The following is a 13,134-nucleotide window of genomic DNA, read 5'->3' on the forward strand; positions in this document are numbered from 1 at the left end:
CGCGCGTCTCCGCGTGTCGAACGACGCATGCACGGTCTCCTCGGCATGCCTTCGCGAGGACGCGCCGATGTCCCATCAGTCAGAAGGAGCAGTAACGCATGTCTTTCAACCTCTCCAGGGCCGTCCTGGTCACGGCGGTGACGGCGCTCGCCGTACTGCCGGCGACCAACGCCGCTCAGGCGGTGGCCGGGCCGCTGGGGAAGGCGGCCTCCGTCGTCGGGGCCCCCACCCTGCTCGGCTCCAGTCTCGACGTCGACGAGAAGCTTGAGGCCGACGAGTACCTGCAGTCCCCGAACCAGCGGTTCAGGCTCTACATGCAGAAGGACGGCAACCTCGTCGTCCGTGACGGGGAACTGGCGGTGTGGGAGTCGAGGACGTCGGGCACGGGGGCGTTCGCCTACCTGCAGAAGGACGGCAACCTCGTCGTCCGCTCCGCCTCGGGCAAGGCCCTGTGGACGAGCAGGACCAGTGGCGCGGGCGTCAAGCTGACCCTGCGGGACGACGGCGACGCGGTCATCCGGTCGAGCTCCGGCAAGGCGCTGTGGTCCTGGAAGAGCACGTCCTGGCGGCTGGCCACCGACGAGTCCCTCAAGGCGGGTGACTACATCCGGTCGCTGAACCGCAAGTACCTCCTGCACATGCAGGCCGACGGCAACCTGGTTCTCCTCAACGGGGCCAAGCGGGTGCTGTGGGACACCGAGACGGGCGGCAACCCCGGGGCGTTCGCCTACCTGCAGAAGGACGGCAACTTCGTCGTCCGTTCCACCTCGGGCAAGGCGCTGTGGAGCAGCGGCAAGAGCGCCCCCGGCGGCACGCTCTACCTCCAGGACGACGGCAACCTCGTCATCCGCACCGTCGACGGCGAGGCGGCCTGGACCCGGTAGAAGACCGCCGGGTGAACCGGGAAACCGGGAAGCCCGGAAAAGGCGCCACTGACGGGGATGGCGGCGCCTTGAGTTGCTTGGGTTCCGTGAACTCAAGCAACTCCCCGAGTGAGTGAACCACCCGTACGGCCTGAACGAATGACGTGCCCCGGTGGAGCTTTTCGCCGTGGCACGTCATTACCCGCGATCAGTCGGCGCCTTCTCGACCGCTGACCGCTTTCCTGTAGCTCTTCCGCACAGGATCTACAGGAACAGTAATCCCAGTCATTCCCTCTACCGGCACATCGCCAACACCTGAACCGGGCGGCGAATCCTCGATCAGCCCAGGGCGATCGACTCTCGGGCCGGTTCTCAGAAAGAAGAACTTGAATGCCTTCTCTTCGGCTTCGTACCATTCTCGCCTCGGCCGCCGTGCTGGCGGCCGTCGCGGTGCCCACCACCAGCGCGTACGCCGACCCCGGCCACGACAGGCCCGTCACGGGACCCGGCTCCCCCTCCCCTGAGGCGCCCGGAAGGACGGACGCCCGGGACCTGCCGGCGAAGGCCAACAGCCCGGAGACGAACCTGACCGCCTACCCGAAGCTGACCGACGAGCAGATCGCGAAGAAGGTCGCCCAGGAACGCGCGGAGCGGGCCAAGGCCCCGGCCAGCACGACTCCCATCGTGGACGTGACCGTCACGGAGTCGCTTCCCGACGGGATCGTACGAGTGGACACCTACACGCCCGCGAAGGGCGTGACCCCCGAGCAGCTCGCCGCCTCGCTGCGCAAGGAGGGGAAGAAGGACGTCAAGGTGACCTCGCACGCCGATGAGGCCGCGGCGAAGTCCGGCGTCGGGACCGCGGCGGCGAGCGACTGCGCCTACGGCCAGGCGCGGACGGTCACCTGCCCGGTCTCGTACTGGCGGAACCTGGGCCGGGGGAACCCGGTGGTGATGTTCAGCGACTACTCAAGCGCGGCGTGGCCGACGGACTCCGCCGTGTACAAGTGGAACGTCGTTCCCAACATCGACAGCTGGTACCGCTACGGGGGCCACTGCGACGCGATCAGCGACGCCTTCTGTGTCAACGTGTACTCGGCCAACTACGGCAACACCGGCTGGTGGGGAGTCGCCACCCACTACTACTTCCTGTCGAACTCCGGAGCACTCATCGGGGCGGAAGCGAAGTTCAACGACCACTACAACCTGACGGCCGCGCAGCGTAACAGCACCGCCATCCACGAGCTGGGCCACGTACTGGGCCTGGGCCACAACATGTGGAGCGGTGACGTCATGTACGCGTACGAGCCCTACAGGCAGGACATCGGCGGGGAGAACTCGGCGATGCTCCAGTCGATCTACTCCATCTACCGTTAGAGCGCGCACCTGGCGTGGGCGCGTTCCCTCGACAGTCGGTCCCTGACGAGTCGCGGGAGCTTCCCGGCCCGTGGTTCCACCGGCCCCCATCGACCGAGGCGGGATGCCCGCCGTCGCTCAGGCGAACCCGCTCCGTCGCGTCGACACCCCGATGATCGACCGGCAGGCGCGCGCCTCAGCCGGTGGGGGCCGGGCTGATCTGGAAGAGGGCCGCCTTCCACTCGCCGTCGCGGCGGGTCAGGGCGGTGGTGGCGAAGACCTTCAGGGTCTGCTTGTCCGTGCCGTTCACGAGCACGTCGATCTCCACGGTGACGGTGTGGGTCGCGCTGCCCTCACCCAGCACGATCACCCGGTGGTCGCTCAGGTCCGTACGCGTGTACGGGTTGCGGTTCTCGGCGAAGCCCTTCAGGATCGCCGCCCGGTCGTCCACGATCCCCCACTGCGACACGCTCAGCGGCGCCCCGGTGAGGAAGCGGTCGTAGAACTCCGCGTCGCCGTTCCTGTTGGCCTCCCAGGCCCGCTCGGACAGTTCGATCAGCTCGCGCTCGATCTGCTCGTGCTTGGGGCTCATCTCGATACTCCCTTTCACTGACACCGGTTTAACCGGTGTCAGTGTTACACTCGATCCATGATCCTGGCAAACAGCATGGAGCTCGCCCCGCTCGGCGGGCAGCGCTTCAGGTTCGACGCCGGAACGCTGTGCCTGGAGCTTCTCGTCACCGGGGGCGAGGGAGATCTCGCGAAGTGGGAGCGGCTCCACACGCCCGGTGACCTCGCCGCCTGGATCCCGCACTCCAGGGCGGACCTCGGCGACCTCGTCCAGGTCTCCGCCGACGACCTCGCCGCCACGCTTCGCCTGCGCGCCGCCCTCCAGCGGCTCGCCGCGACCGCCGCCACGGGCTCGCGCGCCTTCTCCGGGGCCGACCTCGCCACGCTGAACGAGGCCGCCGCCGCGCCGCCGCCCGTCCCGGTCATCGGCCCCGCCCTGAGGCGCTCCTGGGCCTCCCCCGTCACCGGGGCGCAGTTCCTCTCCGCCGTGGCCCGCGACGCCGTCGAGGTGTTCGGCGGACCGGCCCTCGACCGGATCAGGACGTGCGAGGGCGACCGCTGCCCCATGCTCTTCCTCGACACCTCCCGCCCCGGGGCGCGACGCTGGTGCTCGATGGACCGCTGCGGCAACCGCTACAAACTCCGCACCCGCCGCGACCGCCACCCCCCTTTCAAGGAAGTGTGATGAGCTCACAGTCAGCAGGACGTTTCGGCCTGGTCGGCAGCGGGCGGCGTTCGGAGTTCTTCGTACGCCTGGCCAGGCAACTGCCGGAGCGGTTGTCGGTGTCCGGCGTGGTGACCAGGTCGCGTGAGCGCGGCGCCGAGGTCGAGGCCGCCTGGGGCGTGCCGACGTTCCGTTCCGTCGGGGAGATGCTCGCGGCCGGACGTCCCGAGTTCGTCATTCCCTCGGTGCCGTGGCCGGTCACCCCCGAGGTGACGAAGGAACTGGTGGGGTTCGGCGTGCCGGTGCTGGCGGAGACTCCCCCGGCGGCCGACCTGGACGGGCTGCGCGACCTGTGGTCGGCCGTCGGGTCCAGCGGCCTGGTGCAGGTCGCCGAGCAGTACTCGCACATGCCCGGTCACGCGGCGAGGCTGGCGCTCGTCCGCGAGGGGGTCATCGGGCAGGTGACCTCCGTGCAGATCTCCTCGACGCACCTCTACCACGCCGTGTCCTTGATCCGGCACCTGCTCGGGGCCGGTTTCGGGGAGACCACGGTGACGGCGCGGTCGTTCACCGCCCCGCTGGCCGACCCGCTGTCCAGGGACGGCTGGACGGGCGACTCCACGCCGAAGGAGGCCGCGACCACGATCGCCACCCTCGGGTTCCCCGAGGGGATGGGCCTGTACGACTTCACCGACAACCAGTGGTGGAACCCCCTGCGCGCCCGGCGCGTCGTCGTCCGGGGGTCGCTGGGAGAGATCGTGGACGACGGCGTGGTGCGCCTGGCCGACCCGAGGACCCCGGTGGAGTCGCGGCTCGTCCGGCGCCAGACCGGGATCGACCTGAACCTGGAGGGCCGCGAGCTGGACCACATCAGCTTCGACGGGCGCGTGGTCTGGCGCAACGACTACCGGGGCGCGCACTTCTCCGAGGACGACCTGGCCGTCGTCTCGCTCCTGTGCCGGATGACGTCGTGGTGCCGGGGTGAGGCCCCGGAGCCCTACCCCCTCGCCGACGGCTGCCAGGACCACCTGCTCGGCCTGGCGATCGAGGAGTCGCTGCGTACCGCGACCGACGTCACCACCGGCCGCGAGCCCTGGGCGCGATGAACCCGGGCTCGAAGAGCCGGAGAGACAGGTTGGAGAGCGCCGCCCGCCCGGGGGGGGTGTCAGGCACAGGCGGGCGGCGCCGTCGAAGAGCCGCTCAGCTCAGGGAGAGCCGGAGCAGCAGATCCTTGACCTCGGTGGCGGCGATCCGGTCGCTGGCCACGGACGGGTCCGAGCAGAGCAGCACCGGGCCGTCGAGGGGGTTGTCGGGCAGGCGGCCGTGCGAGCCCCGGACGGCGCGGGCGCCCGCGTCGAGGCCGACGACGTTCATCGTGTAGCGCATGCCGGTCTTCTTGCGCAGCAGCGCCACGGCGGCGCGCCGCTTGGCCGCGCCGGGGGCGGCCGGGTCGAAGAACAGCTCGGCGGGGTCGTAGCCGGGCTTGCGGTGGATCTCGACCAGGTTGGCGAAGTCGGGACGCCGGGCGTCGTCGAGCCAGTAGTAGTAGGTGAACCAGGCGTTGGGCTCGGAGACGAGGACCAGCTCCCCGGCGCGGGAGTGCGCCAGCCCGTTCCTCGCCTTGCCCTCCTCGTCGAGCACCTCGGCGACCCCGGGCAGGCTCGCGCAGAGCTTGGCGACGGCCGGGACGTCGGCGGGGTCGGCGACGTAGACGTGGGCCACCTGGTGGTCGGCGACGGCGAACGCGCGGGAGGTCCAGGGGTCGAGATACTCCATGCCGTCCTGGGTGTAGACCTCCAGCAGTCCCTCGGTCCGCAGCAGCCGGTTGACGTCGACCGGGCGGGAGACGTCGGTGATGCCGTACTCCGACAGGGCGACCACGGTGGTCCCGCGCGCGGCGGCGGCGTCCAGCAGCGGGGCCAGCACGGTGTCGAGCTCGGAGGCGGCGGCGGCCGAGCGCGGGTCGGACGGGCCGAACCGCTGCAGGTCGTAGTCCAGGTGCGGCACGTACGCCAGGGTGAGGTCGGGGTTGTGGTCCTTCATGATCTGCTCGGTGGCGCGGCAGATCCAGGTGGACGAGGCGATTCCCGCGCCCGGACCCCAGTAGGTGAACAGCGGGAAGTCGCCCAGCTTGCCGGTGAGCTCGTCGTGCAGCTCGGGCGGGTAGGTGTAGCAGTCGGGGTCCTTGCGCCCGTCGGCCCGGTAGATGGGCCGGGGGGTGACCGTCCAGTCGACGTCGGCGCCCATCGCGTACCACCAGCACACGTTGGCCACGGTGAAGCCGGGCCGCTCGCGCCGGGCGGCGTGCCACAGCTTGTCCCCGCCGACCAGCGCGTTGTGCTGGCGCCACAGGAACACCTCGCCCAGCTCGCGGAAGTACCAGCCGTTGCCGACGACGCCGTGCTCGGCGGGCGTGGCGCCGGTGAGGAAGGTCGACTGGGCCGAGCAGGTGACGGCGGGCAGCACGGTGCCGAGTTCGGCCTGGAAGCCGCCGTCGGCGACGGCGCGCAGCCTCGGCATGTGCGCCAGCAGCCTCGGGGTCAGTCCCACCACGTCGAGGACCAGCAACGATGTCATGCTTTCACTCCCAGGTCGCGCAGCTCGGCGCGGGCGAAGTCCAGCTCGTCGGCGATGCCCGCGGCGAGCTGGTCGGGGGTCTGCGGGCGCAGCGCCGGTGGCAGTACGCCCCAGGTGTAGGTTTCCACGTCGAAGTGGTCGCAGAGCGGCTCGGGGCCGCCGGCCAGCTCCGCGAGGGCCTCGCGGAGCACCGGCACGGTGGTGCCGAGCGGCGCCTGCGGTGCGACGTGCAGCGGCACGTGGTAGTGGACCCGCCACGGTCCCGGCAGCTTCCGCTCGAACGCCTCGTCGAGGTCGTCGGCGTCGTCCCCGGCCGCGTTGCGGGTCTGGTGCAGGAAGCGCGGCTCGACGTACTCGCGCAGGGTCTCCGGGTCGTCGCTCTCCAGGGCCGCGGAGACCTGCACCTTGACGACGGGCAGGCCCGCCTCGGCGTACCGGCGCAGCGCGTCGGCGGGCCGCTCCCAGGCGCACGCCAGGTGGGCGAGGTCCAGGCAGACGCCGAGCCGGTCGGTGTCGACGCCGGACAGGGCGCGTACGGCCTGGTCGGTGGTCTCCACCACGCAGCCGGGCTCGGGTTCGAACGCCACCCGGACGACACGGCCGGTGGCGGACTCGACGGCGGCGAGCCCGGTGGCGAGCTCGTCGAGCCCGCGCGTGGCGCGCTGGGACATGTCCTCGTCCCAGGGGTCGCGCCAGGCGAGCGGGAGCGTGGAGATCGACCCCCTGGCGGCGTCGTCCGGCAGGAGGACGGCCAGGATCCGCGCCAGGTCGAGGGTGTAGGTGAGCCGTTCGGGAGTGGTCCAGTCGGGGTGGTAGACCGCGTGCTTGACCACCGGGTCCTGGAACGAGCGGTAGGGGAAGCCGTTGAGCGTCACGACCTCCAGCTCCCGCGCGTCCAGCTCGCGGCGGAACCCGGCCAGCAGCGCGGGGTCGGCGGCGAGCGCGGCGGCGACGGGCGCGGCCAGCCAGAGCCCGAGCCCGAGCGTCTCGGTGCCGAGCCGGGCGCGGATCGGCACCGCGTACGTGTCGAGCTGCTCGACGATGCCGTCGAGGTCCTCGGCCGGGTGCACGTTGGTGCAGTAGCTCAGGTGCAGTGTCCGTCCGCCGGGGTGACGCAGCCGCATCAAGACCCTCCGCGCTTGATGGAGCTGCCCTCGAACGTGGGTTCCCGCGCCCCGGCGACCTCGGACAGGTCCAGGCGCCCCGACTGGCCGTAGAACTCCACGGGGTTGCGCCAGAGCACCCGGTCGACGTCGTCCTCGCTGAACCCGGCCTCCAGCATCGCCCTGCCGGTCTCCAGGGTGAGCAGCGGGTCGGACACGCCCCAGTCGGCGGCGGAGTTGACCAGCACCCGCTCCAGGCCGTGCTCGCGCAGGATCTCCACCATGCGGGGCGGCGACATCTTGGTCTCGGGGTAGATGGAGAAGCCCATCCAGCAGCCCGAGTCGTGCACGATCCCGGCGGTGACCTCGTTGAGGTGGTCGACGGCGACCAGGCCGGGCGCGATGCCGGACGAGGCGACGACGTCGAGGGTGCGCTGGGTGCCCTTGGCCTTGTCGCGGTGCGGGGTGTGCACGAGCGCGGGCAGCTCGTGGTCGACGGCCATCGCGAGCTGCCGTTCGAAGGCGTCGTCCTCCTCGGGGGTCATCGAGTCGTAGCCGATCTCGCCGACCGCGACGACGCGGTCCTTCTCCAGGTAGCGCGGGAGCAGGTCGAGCACGGGCCGGCAGCGCGGGTCCCCGGCCTCCTTGGGGTTCAGCGCGATGGTGGCGTGGTGCAGGATGCCGAACTGCCCCGCGCGGTACGGCTCCCAGCCGATCAGCGAGTCGAAGTAGTCGGTGAACGAGCCGGGGTTGGTCCGGGGCTGGCCCAGCCAGAAGGCGGGCTCCACGATGGCGAGCACCCCGGCGGCGGCCATCCTGGCGTAGTCGTCGGTGGTGCGCGACGTCATGTGGATGTGCGGGTCGAAGATCCGCATCAGGCCTCCTTCTCGCTGGTCGGACGGTCGAGGTTCTCGCCGGTCGGCTGGTCGGTCTTCTCGCCGGTCGTCTTCTCACCGCTCAGAGGACCGGTCTTCTCGCCGGTCGTTTTCTCACCGGTCAGAGGACCGGTCTTCTCACCGGTCAGACGGCCGAGCAGGGCGGTCGCGTCGTCGGGGGTGTGCCGCCCGGCCGCGGTGCGCTCCTCGGCGAACGCGGCCAGCATCCCGGCCAGTTCGGCGTCGGCCCGCTCCTCCAGCCGGTCCACGGCGGCGAGCGGCACGCCCATGAACACGCACTTGAGCACCGCCTGCCGCCACATGGTCTGGTCGAGGTGGCCGGCGTACGGGCCGAGCGCGGCGGCCACCAGGCGGGTGTCGTTGGTGCGGATCGCGTCGTGCAGGAGCGGTACCGCCTCCGCGCCGACGGGCAGCAGCGGCAGGGCCTTGAGGACGGCGCGCTTCTCGTCGGCGTCGCCGTACCGGTAGAGGTCCGTGACCTGCCCGGCCACCGCGTCCGGCGGGAGCGCGGCGAGCAGGAGCGCCCTCGCCGCCTCGTCGGCGGTCCAGCCGGGCGCGTCCGGCAGCGGTGCCCGTCCGGCGCGTCGTCCGGCGGCGGCGAAGTGCCGCGTGACGCTCTCGGGTTTGGCGGCGACGCCCTCTCGCGCGCCGGCCAGCCACTCCTGGTCGAGCGCCGCCAGCAGGCTGTCCGTCCGGGTGCTCGGTTCCGATGTCATGCGTTCGTCCCTTCGGCGGCGGCGCGCAGGAAGTCCAGGGATTGGGCGGCCACCCTCGGCGCGGCGTGCGAGTGTCGGGGCAGCTCGACCGCGACCAGGCCCCGGTAGCCGCATCCGGCCAGGGCGCGCAGCACGGGGGGGAAGTCGATCTCCCCTTCGCCGAACTCCAGGTGCTCGTGCACCCCTCGGCGCATGTCGTCGATCTGCACGTTGACCAGGTGGTCGGCGACGGCCGTGACGCAGTCGGGCACCGGGTCGGGTTCGAGACAGCGGCAGTGGCCGATGTCCAGCGTGATGCCGAACCCCGGCGGTTCGCCGAGCTCGGCGTGGAGCTTGCGCCATCCGGCGATCGTCTCGACGAGCATGCCGGGCTCGGGCTCGAAGCCCAGCGGCACGCCCGCGGCGTCGGCCGTCTCGGCGATCCGGGCGCAGCCGTCGACGAGCCTGGCCCAGGCGGTGGCCTCGTCGACCGTCTCCGGGCGTACGCCCGCCCAGAACGACACCGCCTCCGCGCCCAGGTCGGCGCCGACGGCGACCGCGCGGGCCAGGAAGTCCAGGCGCTTCTCGCGCTCGTCGTGCAGCAGCGTGGGGGCGTGCTTGTGCCACGGGTCCAGCAGGTAGCGGGCCCCGGTCTCGACGACCACGCCGAGGCCGAGGTCGCGCAGCAGGTCGGCCGTGGCCGCGACCCTGCCCGCCAGGCCCTCCTCGTACGGGTCCAGGTGGTCGTGGTCGAGCGTGAGGGCGACCCCCTGGTAGCCGAGGTCCGCGATGACCCGGAGCGCGTCGCCGAGCCGGTGGTTGGCGAACCCGTTGGTGCCGTAGCCGAACCTCAGCCCGGTGCCCGTACTCGCGTCGGCGCTCACGTGGGGGACATCTTCCTGGCGAGGGCCCGGCCGAGCGGGACGGCCGCCGCGACCGCGATGCCCTCGCGGGTGGCGCCGCTGCGGGCGACGAGCGCGCCCTGCAAAGCGGGCAGCGCGACGATGCCGGTGCCGACGGCGGCCCGCAGCCGGGAGGCCGACGGCTCGGCGACCGCCTGGGCCTGGGACAGGCCGAACCTGGCGGCGTACCAGCCGGTGAGTCCCGCCTGCACGGCCCGCACCACCTGCGCGGCGCGGGCGTTCTGCGGCTCGCGCGAGGTGTCGCCGCGCCCGAGGGCGGTGGCCACGGCGAGCGCGACGGTGCCCGCCAGGGTCGCCACGGGCAGGCTCCGGTCGGAGCCGGACACCTCGGCCCGCGACAGCGCGGTGAGCAGGTACGTGTGGGCGGCGACGGTGAACGCCGAGGGCAGCGCGTCCGCGACGCTCCGCCCCGGGGTGGCGCCCAGCAGCACGTCGAGGCCCCGGCACAGCGCCATCGCCAGCGGTCCCGCCGCCGTGTTCTTGGCCACCAGGTCGTACGACCAGACGGCGGCGGCGAGCGGGACGGCGACCGCGAGGGCCCGGCGACCGCCGGAGAGCCCGGCCGCCGCCAGACCGGCGACGGTGAGCCCGGCGGCGATCCCGAGCGCGGCGTCGGGCGACACCCGGCCGGACGGGATCGGCCGCTCCGGGCGTTCCACCGCGTCCAGGTGGCGGTCGGCCCAGTCGTTGGCGGCCATCCCCGCCCAGTACAGGCAGACCGAGGAGCAGGCCAGGCCGAGGGTCCTGCCGCCGAGCACCTGGCCCGCGGCGGCCCCCGCGACGACGTCACCGGGTACGGACAGGGCGGCGGGGGCGCGCACGAGCTCCATGAGGTCGCGCAGCGACGGCATCAGACCGGTTCCTCTCCGCCGAGGGCGGCGGCGAACTCGCGAAGCACCCGCCACTGGTCGGCCAGCGCGTGCGGCACCGCCCCGAGCGGGTCCTTGAAAAAGAAGGCCAGCTCGCCCAGCGGCCCGGTGCGGCCGGAGCGGTGCGCCGCCGCCGTGAGCCTCGCCAGGTCCAGGACCAGGGGCGCGGCGAGGGCGGAGTCACAGCCGTGCCAGGTGAACTCCATGCGCATGGGCGTCCCCAGGAACCCCTCGAAGGTGACGAGGTCCCAGGCGGTCTTGAAGTCGCCGATGTCCTCGACGTACTCGATGCGGGTCTCGCCCTGCGGGGTGTAGCCGAGCGTCTCGCCCAGCACCCGCTGCTTGCTCGCGGCCTTGGCGGCGTTGGCGGCGGGGTCGGCGAGGTTGGCGCCGTCTCCCCCGCCGAGGAGGTTCATCCCCGACCAGGTGCGGACCCGGAGGTTGCGCTGGGCGAACATCGGGGCGAGCACCGACTTGACGAGCGTCTCGCCGGTCTTGCCGTCGTGGCCTCCGTACGGCAGCCCCATCAGGTCGGCGAGCCGGTCCAGGGCGGGCAGCCGGGCGCCCGTCGACGGGGTGAAGTCCAGGTAGGGACAGCCCGCGCGGAAGGCGGCGTACGCCGTCAGGGCGCTGGGCGGCAGCAGGTCCCGCGAGACCGCCAGCTCGGCCTCCAGCAGCTCCAGGTCGGCGTGGGCCGGGTGGGGCTCGGGGGCGGGCTCGGTGGTCGAGACGTTGATGACGACGACCCGTTCCAGGTCGTGCCGCAACCGGAACTCGGTGATGTCGGCGCCGATCAGCTCCGCGGTCGCGGCCTGGTTCTCGGCGAGCGGCACCGGCCGCAGGTTCTCCTCGACCCGGGCGAGCTCGTCGCGCAGCGGCTCGATCAGCCGGGCCGGTACGATCCCGGCTCCGGCCAGTGCGGCCGCCTTCTTCTCCAGCGGGGTTGACACGATGTCGTGTCCGCCGAACACCAGGTCTCCCAGACCTGGCAGTCCGGCACCGCGGAACTCGGGGAGTTCCGTGACGCAGCCCGTCGGCTGGGCGAGACCGGCGCGCACCGCTAGCGCTCCGATGACGCTCGTGACGGCGACGGACCCTCGTGCTCCTACCAGCCACACTCCCGTACGCATCTGGCCTCCTGTGGTGAGTCGACTCCTGGGGGATGACGGTTTACATCCGCCCGGCCGAGGCCGGACGGCGCCGATGACATCACCATTGCGGCCGTCCGGTCGGAGGAGATGTCACAGCGGGCATTACGTGGTCGTTAAAGCGGAGGAGACGACCCCGCGGCGGGCCGGACCGGGCGGTCCGACCCGCTTGTGCAAGGAATCGTACGTTATGCGGATATTACGGATATATGTCTCAGGGCCATGTGTTTCCGTCGGACCAGCTCAACCTGCGAAATTCAGTCAGAGAGTTTCGTCAGAAAGTTCGGTCCGGGGAGTTCGGCCCGGGGTTTTCGGTCCGGGTGCCTGTCCGGGCCCCTGTCCAGGGAGGTTCAGTCCGAGGAGAAGGCGGCGTCGAAGGCGGTGGAGGGCGGGGTGATGGCGTTGAGTTTGCGGATGACGGCCAGGGCGTCGGGGGCGCCGTCCAGGCGGTCCATTCCGGCGTCCTCCCACTCGATGGAGATGGGGCCGTTGTAGCCGATGGCGTTGAGGGCGCGGAAGCAGTCTTCCCAGGGCACGTCGCCGCGTCCGGTGGAGACGAAGTCCCAGCCTCGGCGCAGGTCGGCCCAGGGCAGGTGGGAGGCCAGCCGTCCGCGGCGGCCGTCGCCGGTGCGGACTTTGGCGTCCTTGCAGTCGACGTGGTAGATGCGGTCGGCGAAGTCGAGGATGAAGGCGACCGGGTCGATCTCCTGCCAGACCATGTGGGAGGGGTCCCAGTTGAGGCCGAACGCGGGGCGGTGGCCGATGGCCTCCAGGGTGCGCACGGTGGTGTGGTAGTCGTAGGCGATCTCGCTGGGGTGGACTTCGTGGGCGAAGCGGACGCCGACCTCGTCGAAGACATCCAGGATGGGGTTCCAGCGGTCGGCGAAGTCGGCGTAGCCGTCGTCGATCATCTGGGGTGGGACGGGGGGGAACATGGCGACGGTGTGCCAGATGGAGGAGCCGGTGAAGCCGACCACGGTGTCGACGCCGAGTTTGGCGGCGGCGCGGGCGGTGTTCTTGATTTCCTCGGCGGCGTTGCGGCGGACCTGCTCGGGGTCGCCGTTGCCCCAGATGCGGGCGGGCAGGATGCCCTGGTGGCGGGCGTCGATGGGATTGTCGCAGACGGCCTGGCCGACCAGGTGGTTGGAGATGGTGTAGACGGACAGGTTGTGCTTGGCGAGCAGTTCTTGTTTGCGGGGGATGTAGTCGTCGTCGCTGAGGGCTTTGTCGACCTCGAAGTGGTCGCCCCAGCAGGCGATCTCCAGGCCGTCGTAGCCCCAGCCCGAGGCCAGGCGGCAGACCTCCTCGAACGGCAGGTCGGCCCACTGGCCGGTGAACAAGGTGATCGGCCTGCTCATGTCCCCTCCACAGATGTAAGGCGGCTCTGGTCGGCGGCGCTGTGTTCGACCGCGGCCAGCACCCGCTGAACGTTCAACCCGTCGTCGAACGACGGAGCCGGAGCGACACCCG

Annotated in this window: 13 protein-coding genes; 4 read left to right on the forward strand and 9 right to left on the reverse strand. The window is 71.6% G+C overall.

Features of this window, described 5'->3' with window-relative positions:
• Positions 1-98: 98 nt before the first annotated feature.
• Together ACW9TB_RS34675 and ACW9TB_RS34680 are read left to right on the forward strand one after the other, a co-directional pair.
• Positions 99-884 (forward strand): hypothetical protein, encoded by a 786-nt coding sequence (locus ACW9TB_RS34675; RefSeq protein ID WP_472752338.1) that lies wholly within the window; start codon positions 99-101, stop codon positions 882-884.
• A 369-nt stretch (positions 885-1,253) separates the two neighbouring features.
• A complete protein-coding gene (locus ACW9TB_RS34680) occupies positions 1,254-2,240 on the forward strand; it encodes a matrixin family metalloprotease (RefSeq protein ID WP_472752339.1) in 987 nt (328 codons plus the stop codon).
• A gap of 175 nt (positions 2,241-2,415) precedes the next feature.
• Here the strand turns inward: ACW9TB_RS34680 and ACW9TB_RS34685 are convergent, their stop codons facing one another.
• Entirely contained in the window at positions 2,416-2,811 is a 396-nt protein-coding gene (locus tag ACW9TB_RS34685; RefSeq protein WP_472752340.1) for a YybH family protein, read from the reverse strand.
• A 57-nt stretch (positions 2,812-2,868) separates the two neighbouring features.
• On the opposite strand from ACW9TB_RS34685, the gene ACW9TB_RS34690 reads away from it, so the two are divergent.
• Together ACW9TB_RS34690 and ACW9TB_RS34695 are read left to right on the forward strand one after the other, a co-directional pair.
• Positions 2,869-3,474, forward strand: coding sequence for a CGNR zinc finger domain-containing protein (locus ACW9TB_RS34690; protein WP_472752341.1), 606 nt, complete (start codon positions 2,869-2,871; stop codon positions 3,472-3,474).
• Positions 3,474-4,559, forward strand: a complete 1,086-nt coding sequence (locus tag ACW9TB_RS34695; RefSeq protein WP_472752342.1) for a Gfo/Idh/MocA family protein — start codon at positions 3,474-3,476, stop codon at positions 4,557-4,559. Before ACW9TB_RS34690 ends, ACW9TB_RS34695 begins: the two co-directional genes overlap by 1 nt.
• A 94-nt stretch (positions 4,560-4,653) precedes the next feature.
• Here the strand turns inward: ACW9TB_RS34695 and ACW9TB_RS34700 are convergent, their stop codons facing one another.
• From ACW9TB_RS34700 to ACW9TB_RS34735, 8 genes are all read right to left on the reverse strand, one after another.
• The gene (locus ACW9TB_RS34700) at positions 4,654-6,030 is read right to left on the reverse strand and encodes a nucleotide pyrophosphatase/phosphodiesterase family protein (RefSeq protein ID WP_472752343.1); all 1,377 of its coding nucleotides are present in this window, start codon (positions 6,028-6,030) and stop codon (positions 4,654-4,656) included.
• Entirely contained in the window at positions 6,027-7,154 is a 1,128-nt protein-coding gene (gene eboE, locus ACW9TB_RS34705; protein WP_472752344.1) for a metabolite traffic protein EboE, read from the reverse strand. Before eboE ends, ACW9TB_RS34700 begins: the two co-directional genes overlap by 4 nt.
• On the reverse strand, positions 7,154-8,008 hold the full coding sequence (locus tag ACW9TB_RS34710) for a TatD family hydrolase (protein ID WP_472752345.1): 855 nt from the start codon (positions 8,006-8,008) through the stop codon (positions 7,154-7,156). The genes eboE and ACW9TB_RS34710 overlap by 1 nt, the downstream gene beginning before the upstream one ends.
• Positions 8,008-8,745, reverse strand: coding sequence for an EboA domain-containing protein (locus ACW9TB_RS34715; protein WP_472752346.1), 738 nt, complete (start codon positions 8,743-8,745; stop codon positions 8,008-8,010). Before ACW9TB_RS34715 ends, ACW9TB_RS34710 begins: the two co-directional genes overlap by 1 nt.
• On the reverse strand, positions 8,742-9,608 hold the full coding sequence (locus tag ACW9TB_RS34720; RefSeq protein WP_472752347.1) for a sugar phosphate isomerase/epimerase family protein: 867 nt from the start codon (positions 9,606-9,608) through the stop codon (positions 8,742-8,744). The genes ACW9TB_RS34715 and ACW9TB_RS34720 overlap by 4 nt, the downstream gene beginning before the upstream one ends.
• A complete protein-coding gene (locus ACW9TB_RS34725) occupies positions 9,605-10,498 on the reverse strand; it encodes an SCO3242 family prenyltransferase (RefSeq protein WP_472752348.1) in 894 nt (297 codons plus the stop codon). Before ACW9TB_RS34725 ends, ACW9TB_RS34720 begins: the two co-directional genes overlap by 4 nt.
• A complete protein-coding gene (locus ACW9TB_RS34730) occupies positions 10,498-11,646 on the reverse strand; it encodes an inositol-3-phosphate synthase (protein ID WP_472752349.1) in 1,149 nt (382 codons plus the stop codon). Before ACW9TB_RS34730 ends, ACW9TB_RS34725 begins: the two co-directional genes overlap by 1 nt.
• A gap of 368 nt (positions 11,647-12,014) precedes the next feature.
• Complete coding sequence (locus ACW9TB_RS34735; RefSeq protein WP_472752350.1) at positions 12,015-13,022, reverse strand: sugar phosphate isomerase/epimerase family protein; 1,008 nt, start codon at positions 13,020-13,022, stop codon at positions 12,015-12,017.
• Positions 13,023-13,134: the final 112 nt, after the last annotated feature.

The sequence above is a fragment of the Streptosporangium sp. H13245 genome (assembly GCF_055690525.1).

What these genes read in the sequence shown, in the direction of transcription:
- ACW9TB_RS34700 (WP_472752343.1), bottom strand. Translation starts at nt 6,030, where the DNA reads ATGACATCGTTGCTGGTCCTCGACGTGGTGGGACTGACCCCGAGGCTG.
- ACW9TB_RS34695 (WP_472752342.1), top strand. Translation starts at nt 3,474, where the DNA reads ATGAGCTCACAGTCAGCAGGACGTTTCGGCCTGGTCGGCAGCGGGCGG.
- ACW9TB_RS34680 (WP_472752339.1), top strand. Translation starts at nt 1,254, where the DNA reads ATGCCTTCTCTTCGGCTTCGTACCATTCTCGCCTCGGCCGCCGTGCTG.
- eboE (WP_472752344.1), bottom strand. Translation starts at nt 7,154, where the DNA reads ATGCGGCTGCGTCACCCCGGCGGACGGACACTGCACCTGAGCTACTGC.
- ACW9TB_RS34730 (WP_472752349.1), bottom strand. Translation starts at nt 11,646, where the DNA reads ATGCGTACGGGAGTGTGGCTGGTAGGAGCACGAGGGTCCGTCGCCGTC.
- ACW9TB_RS34735 (WP_472752350.1), bottom strand. Translation starts at nt 13,022, where the DNA reads ATGAGCAGGCCGATCACCTTGTTCACCGGCCAGTGGGCCGACCTGCCG.
- ACW9TB_RS34710 (WP_472752345.1), bottom strand. Translation starts at nt 8,008, where the DNA reads ATGCGGATCTTCGACCCGCACATCCACATGACGTCGCGCACCACCGAC.
- ACW9TB_RS34675 (WP_472752338.1), top strand. Translation starts at nt 99, where the DNA reads ATGTCTTTCAACCTCTCCAGGGCCGTCCTGGTCACGGCGGTGACGGCG.
- ACW9TB_RS34715 (WP_472752346.1), bottom strand. Translation starts at nt 8,745, where the DNA reads ATGACATCGGAACCGAGCACCCGGACGGACAGCCTGCTGGCGGCGCTC.
- ACW9TB_RS34690 (WP_472752341.1), top strand. Translation starts at nt 2,869, where the DNA reads ATGATCCTGGCAAACAGCATGGAGCTCGCCCCGCTCGGCGGGCAGCGC.
- ACW9TB_RS34685 (WP_472752340.1), bottom strand. Translation starts at nt 2,811, where the DNA reads ATGAGCCCCAAGCACGAGCAGATCGAGCGCGAGCTGATCGAACTGTCC.
- ACW9TB_RS34725 (WP_472752348.1), bottom strand. Translation starts at nt 10,498, where the DNA reads ATGCCGTCGCTGCGCGACCTCATGGAGCTCGTGCGCGCCCCCGCCGCC.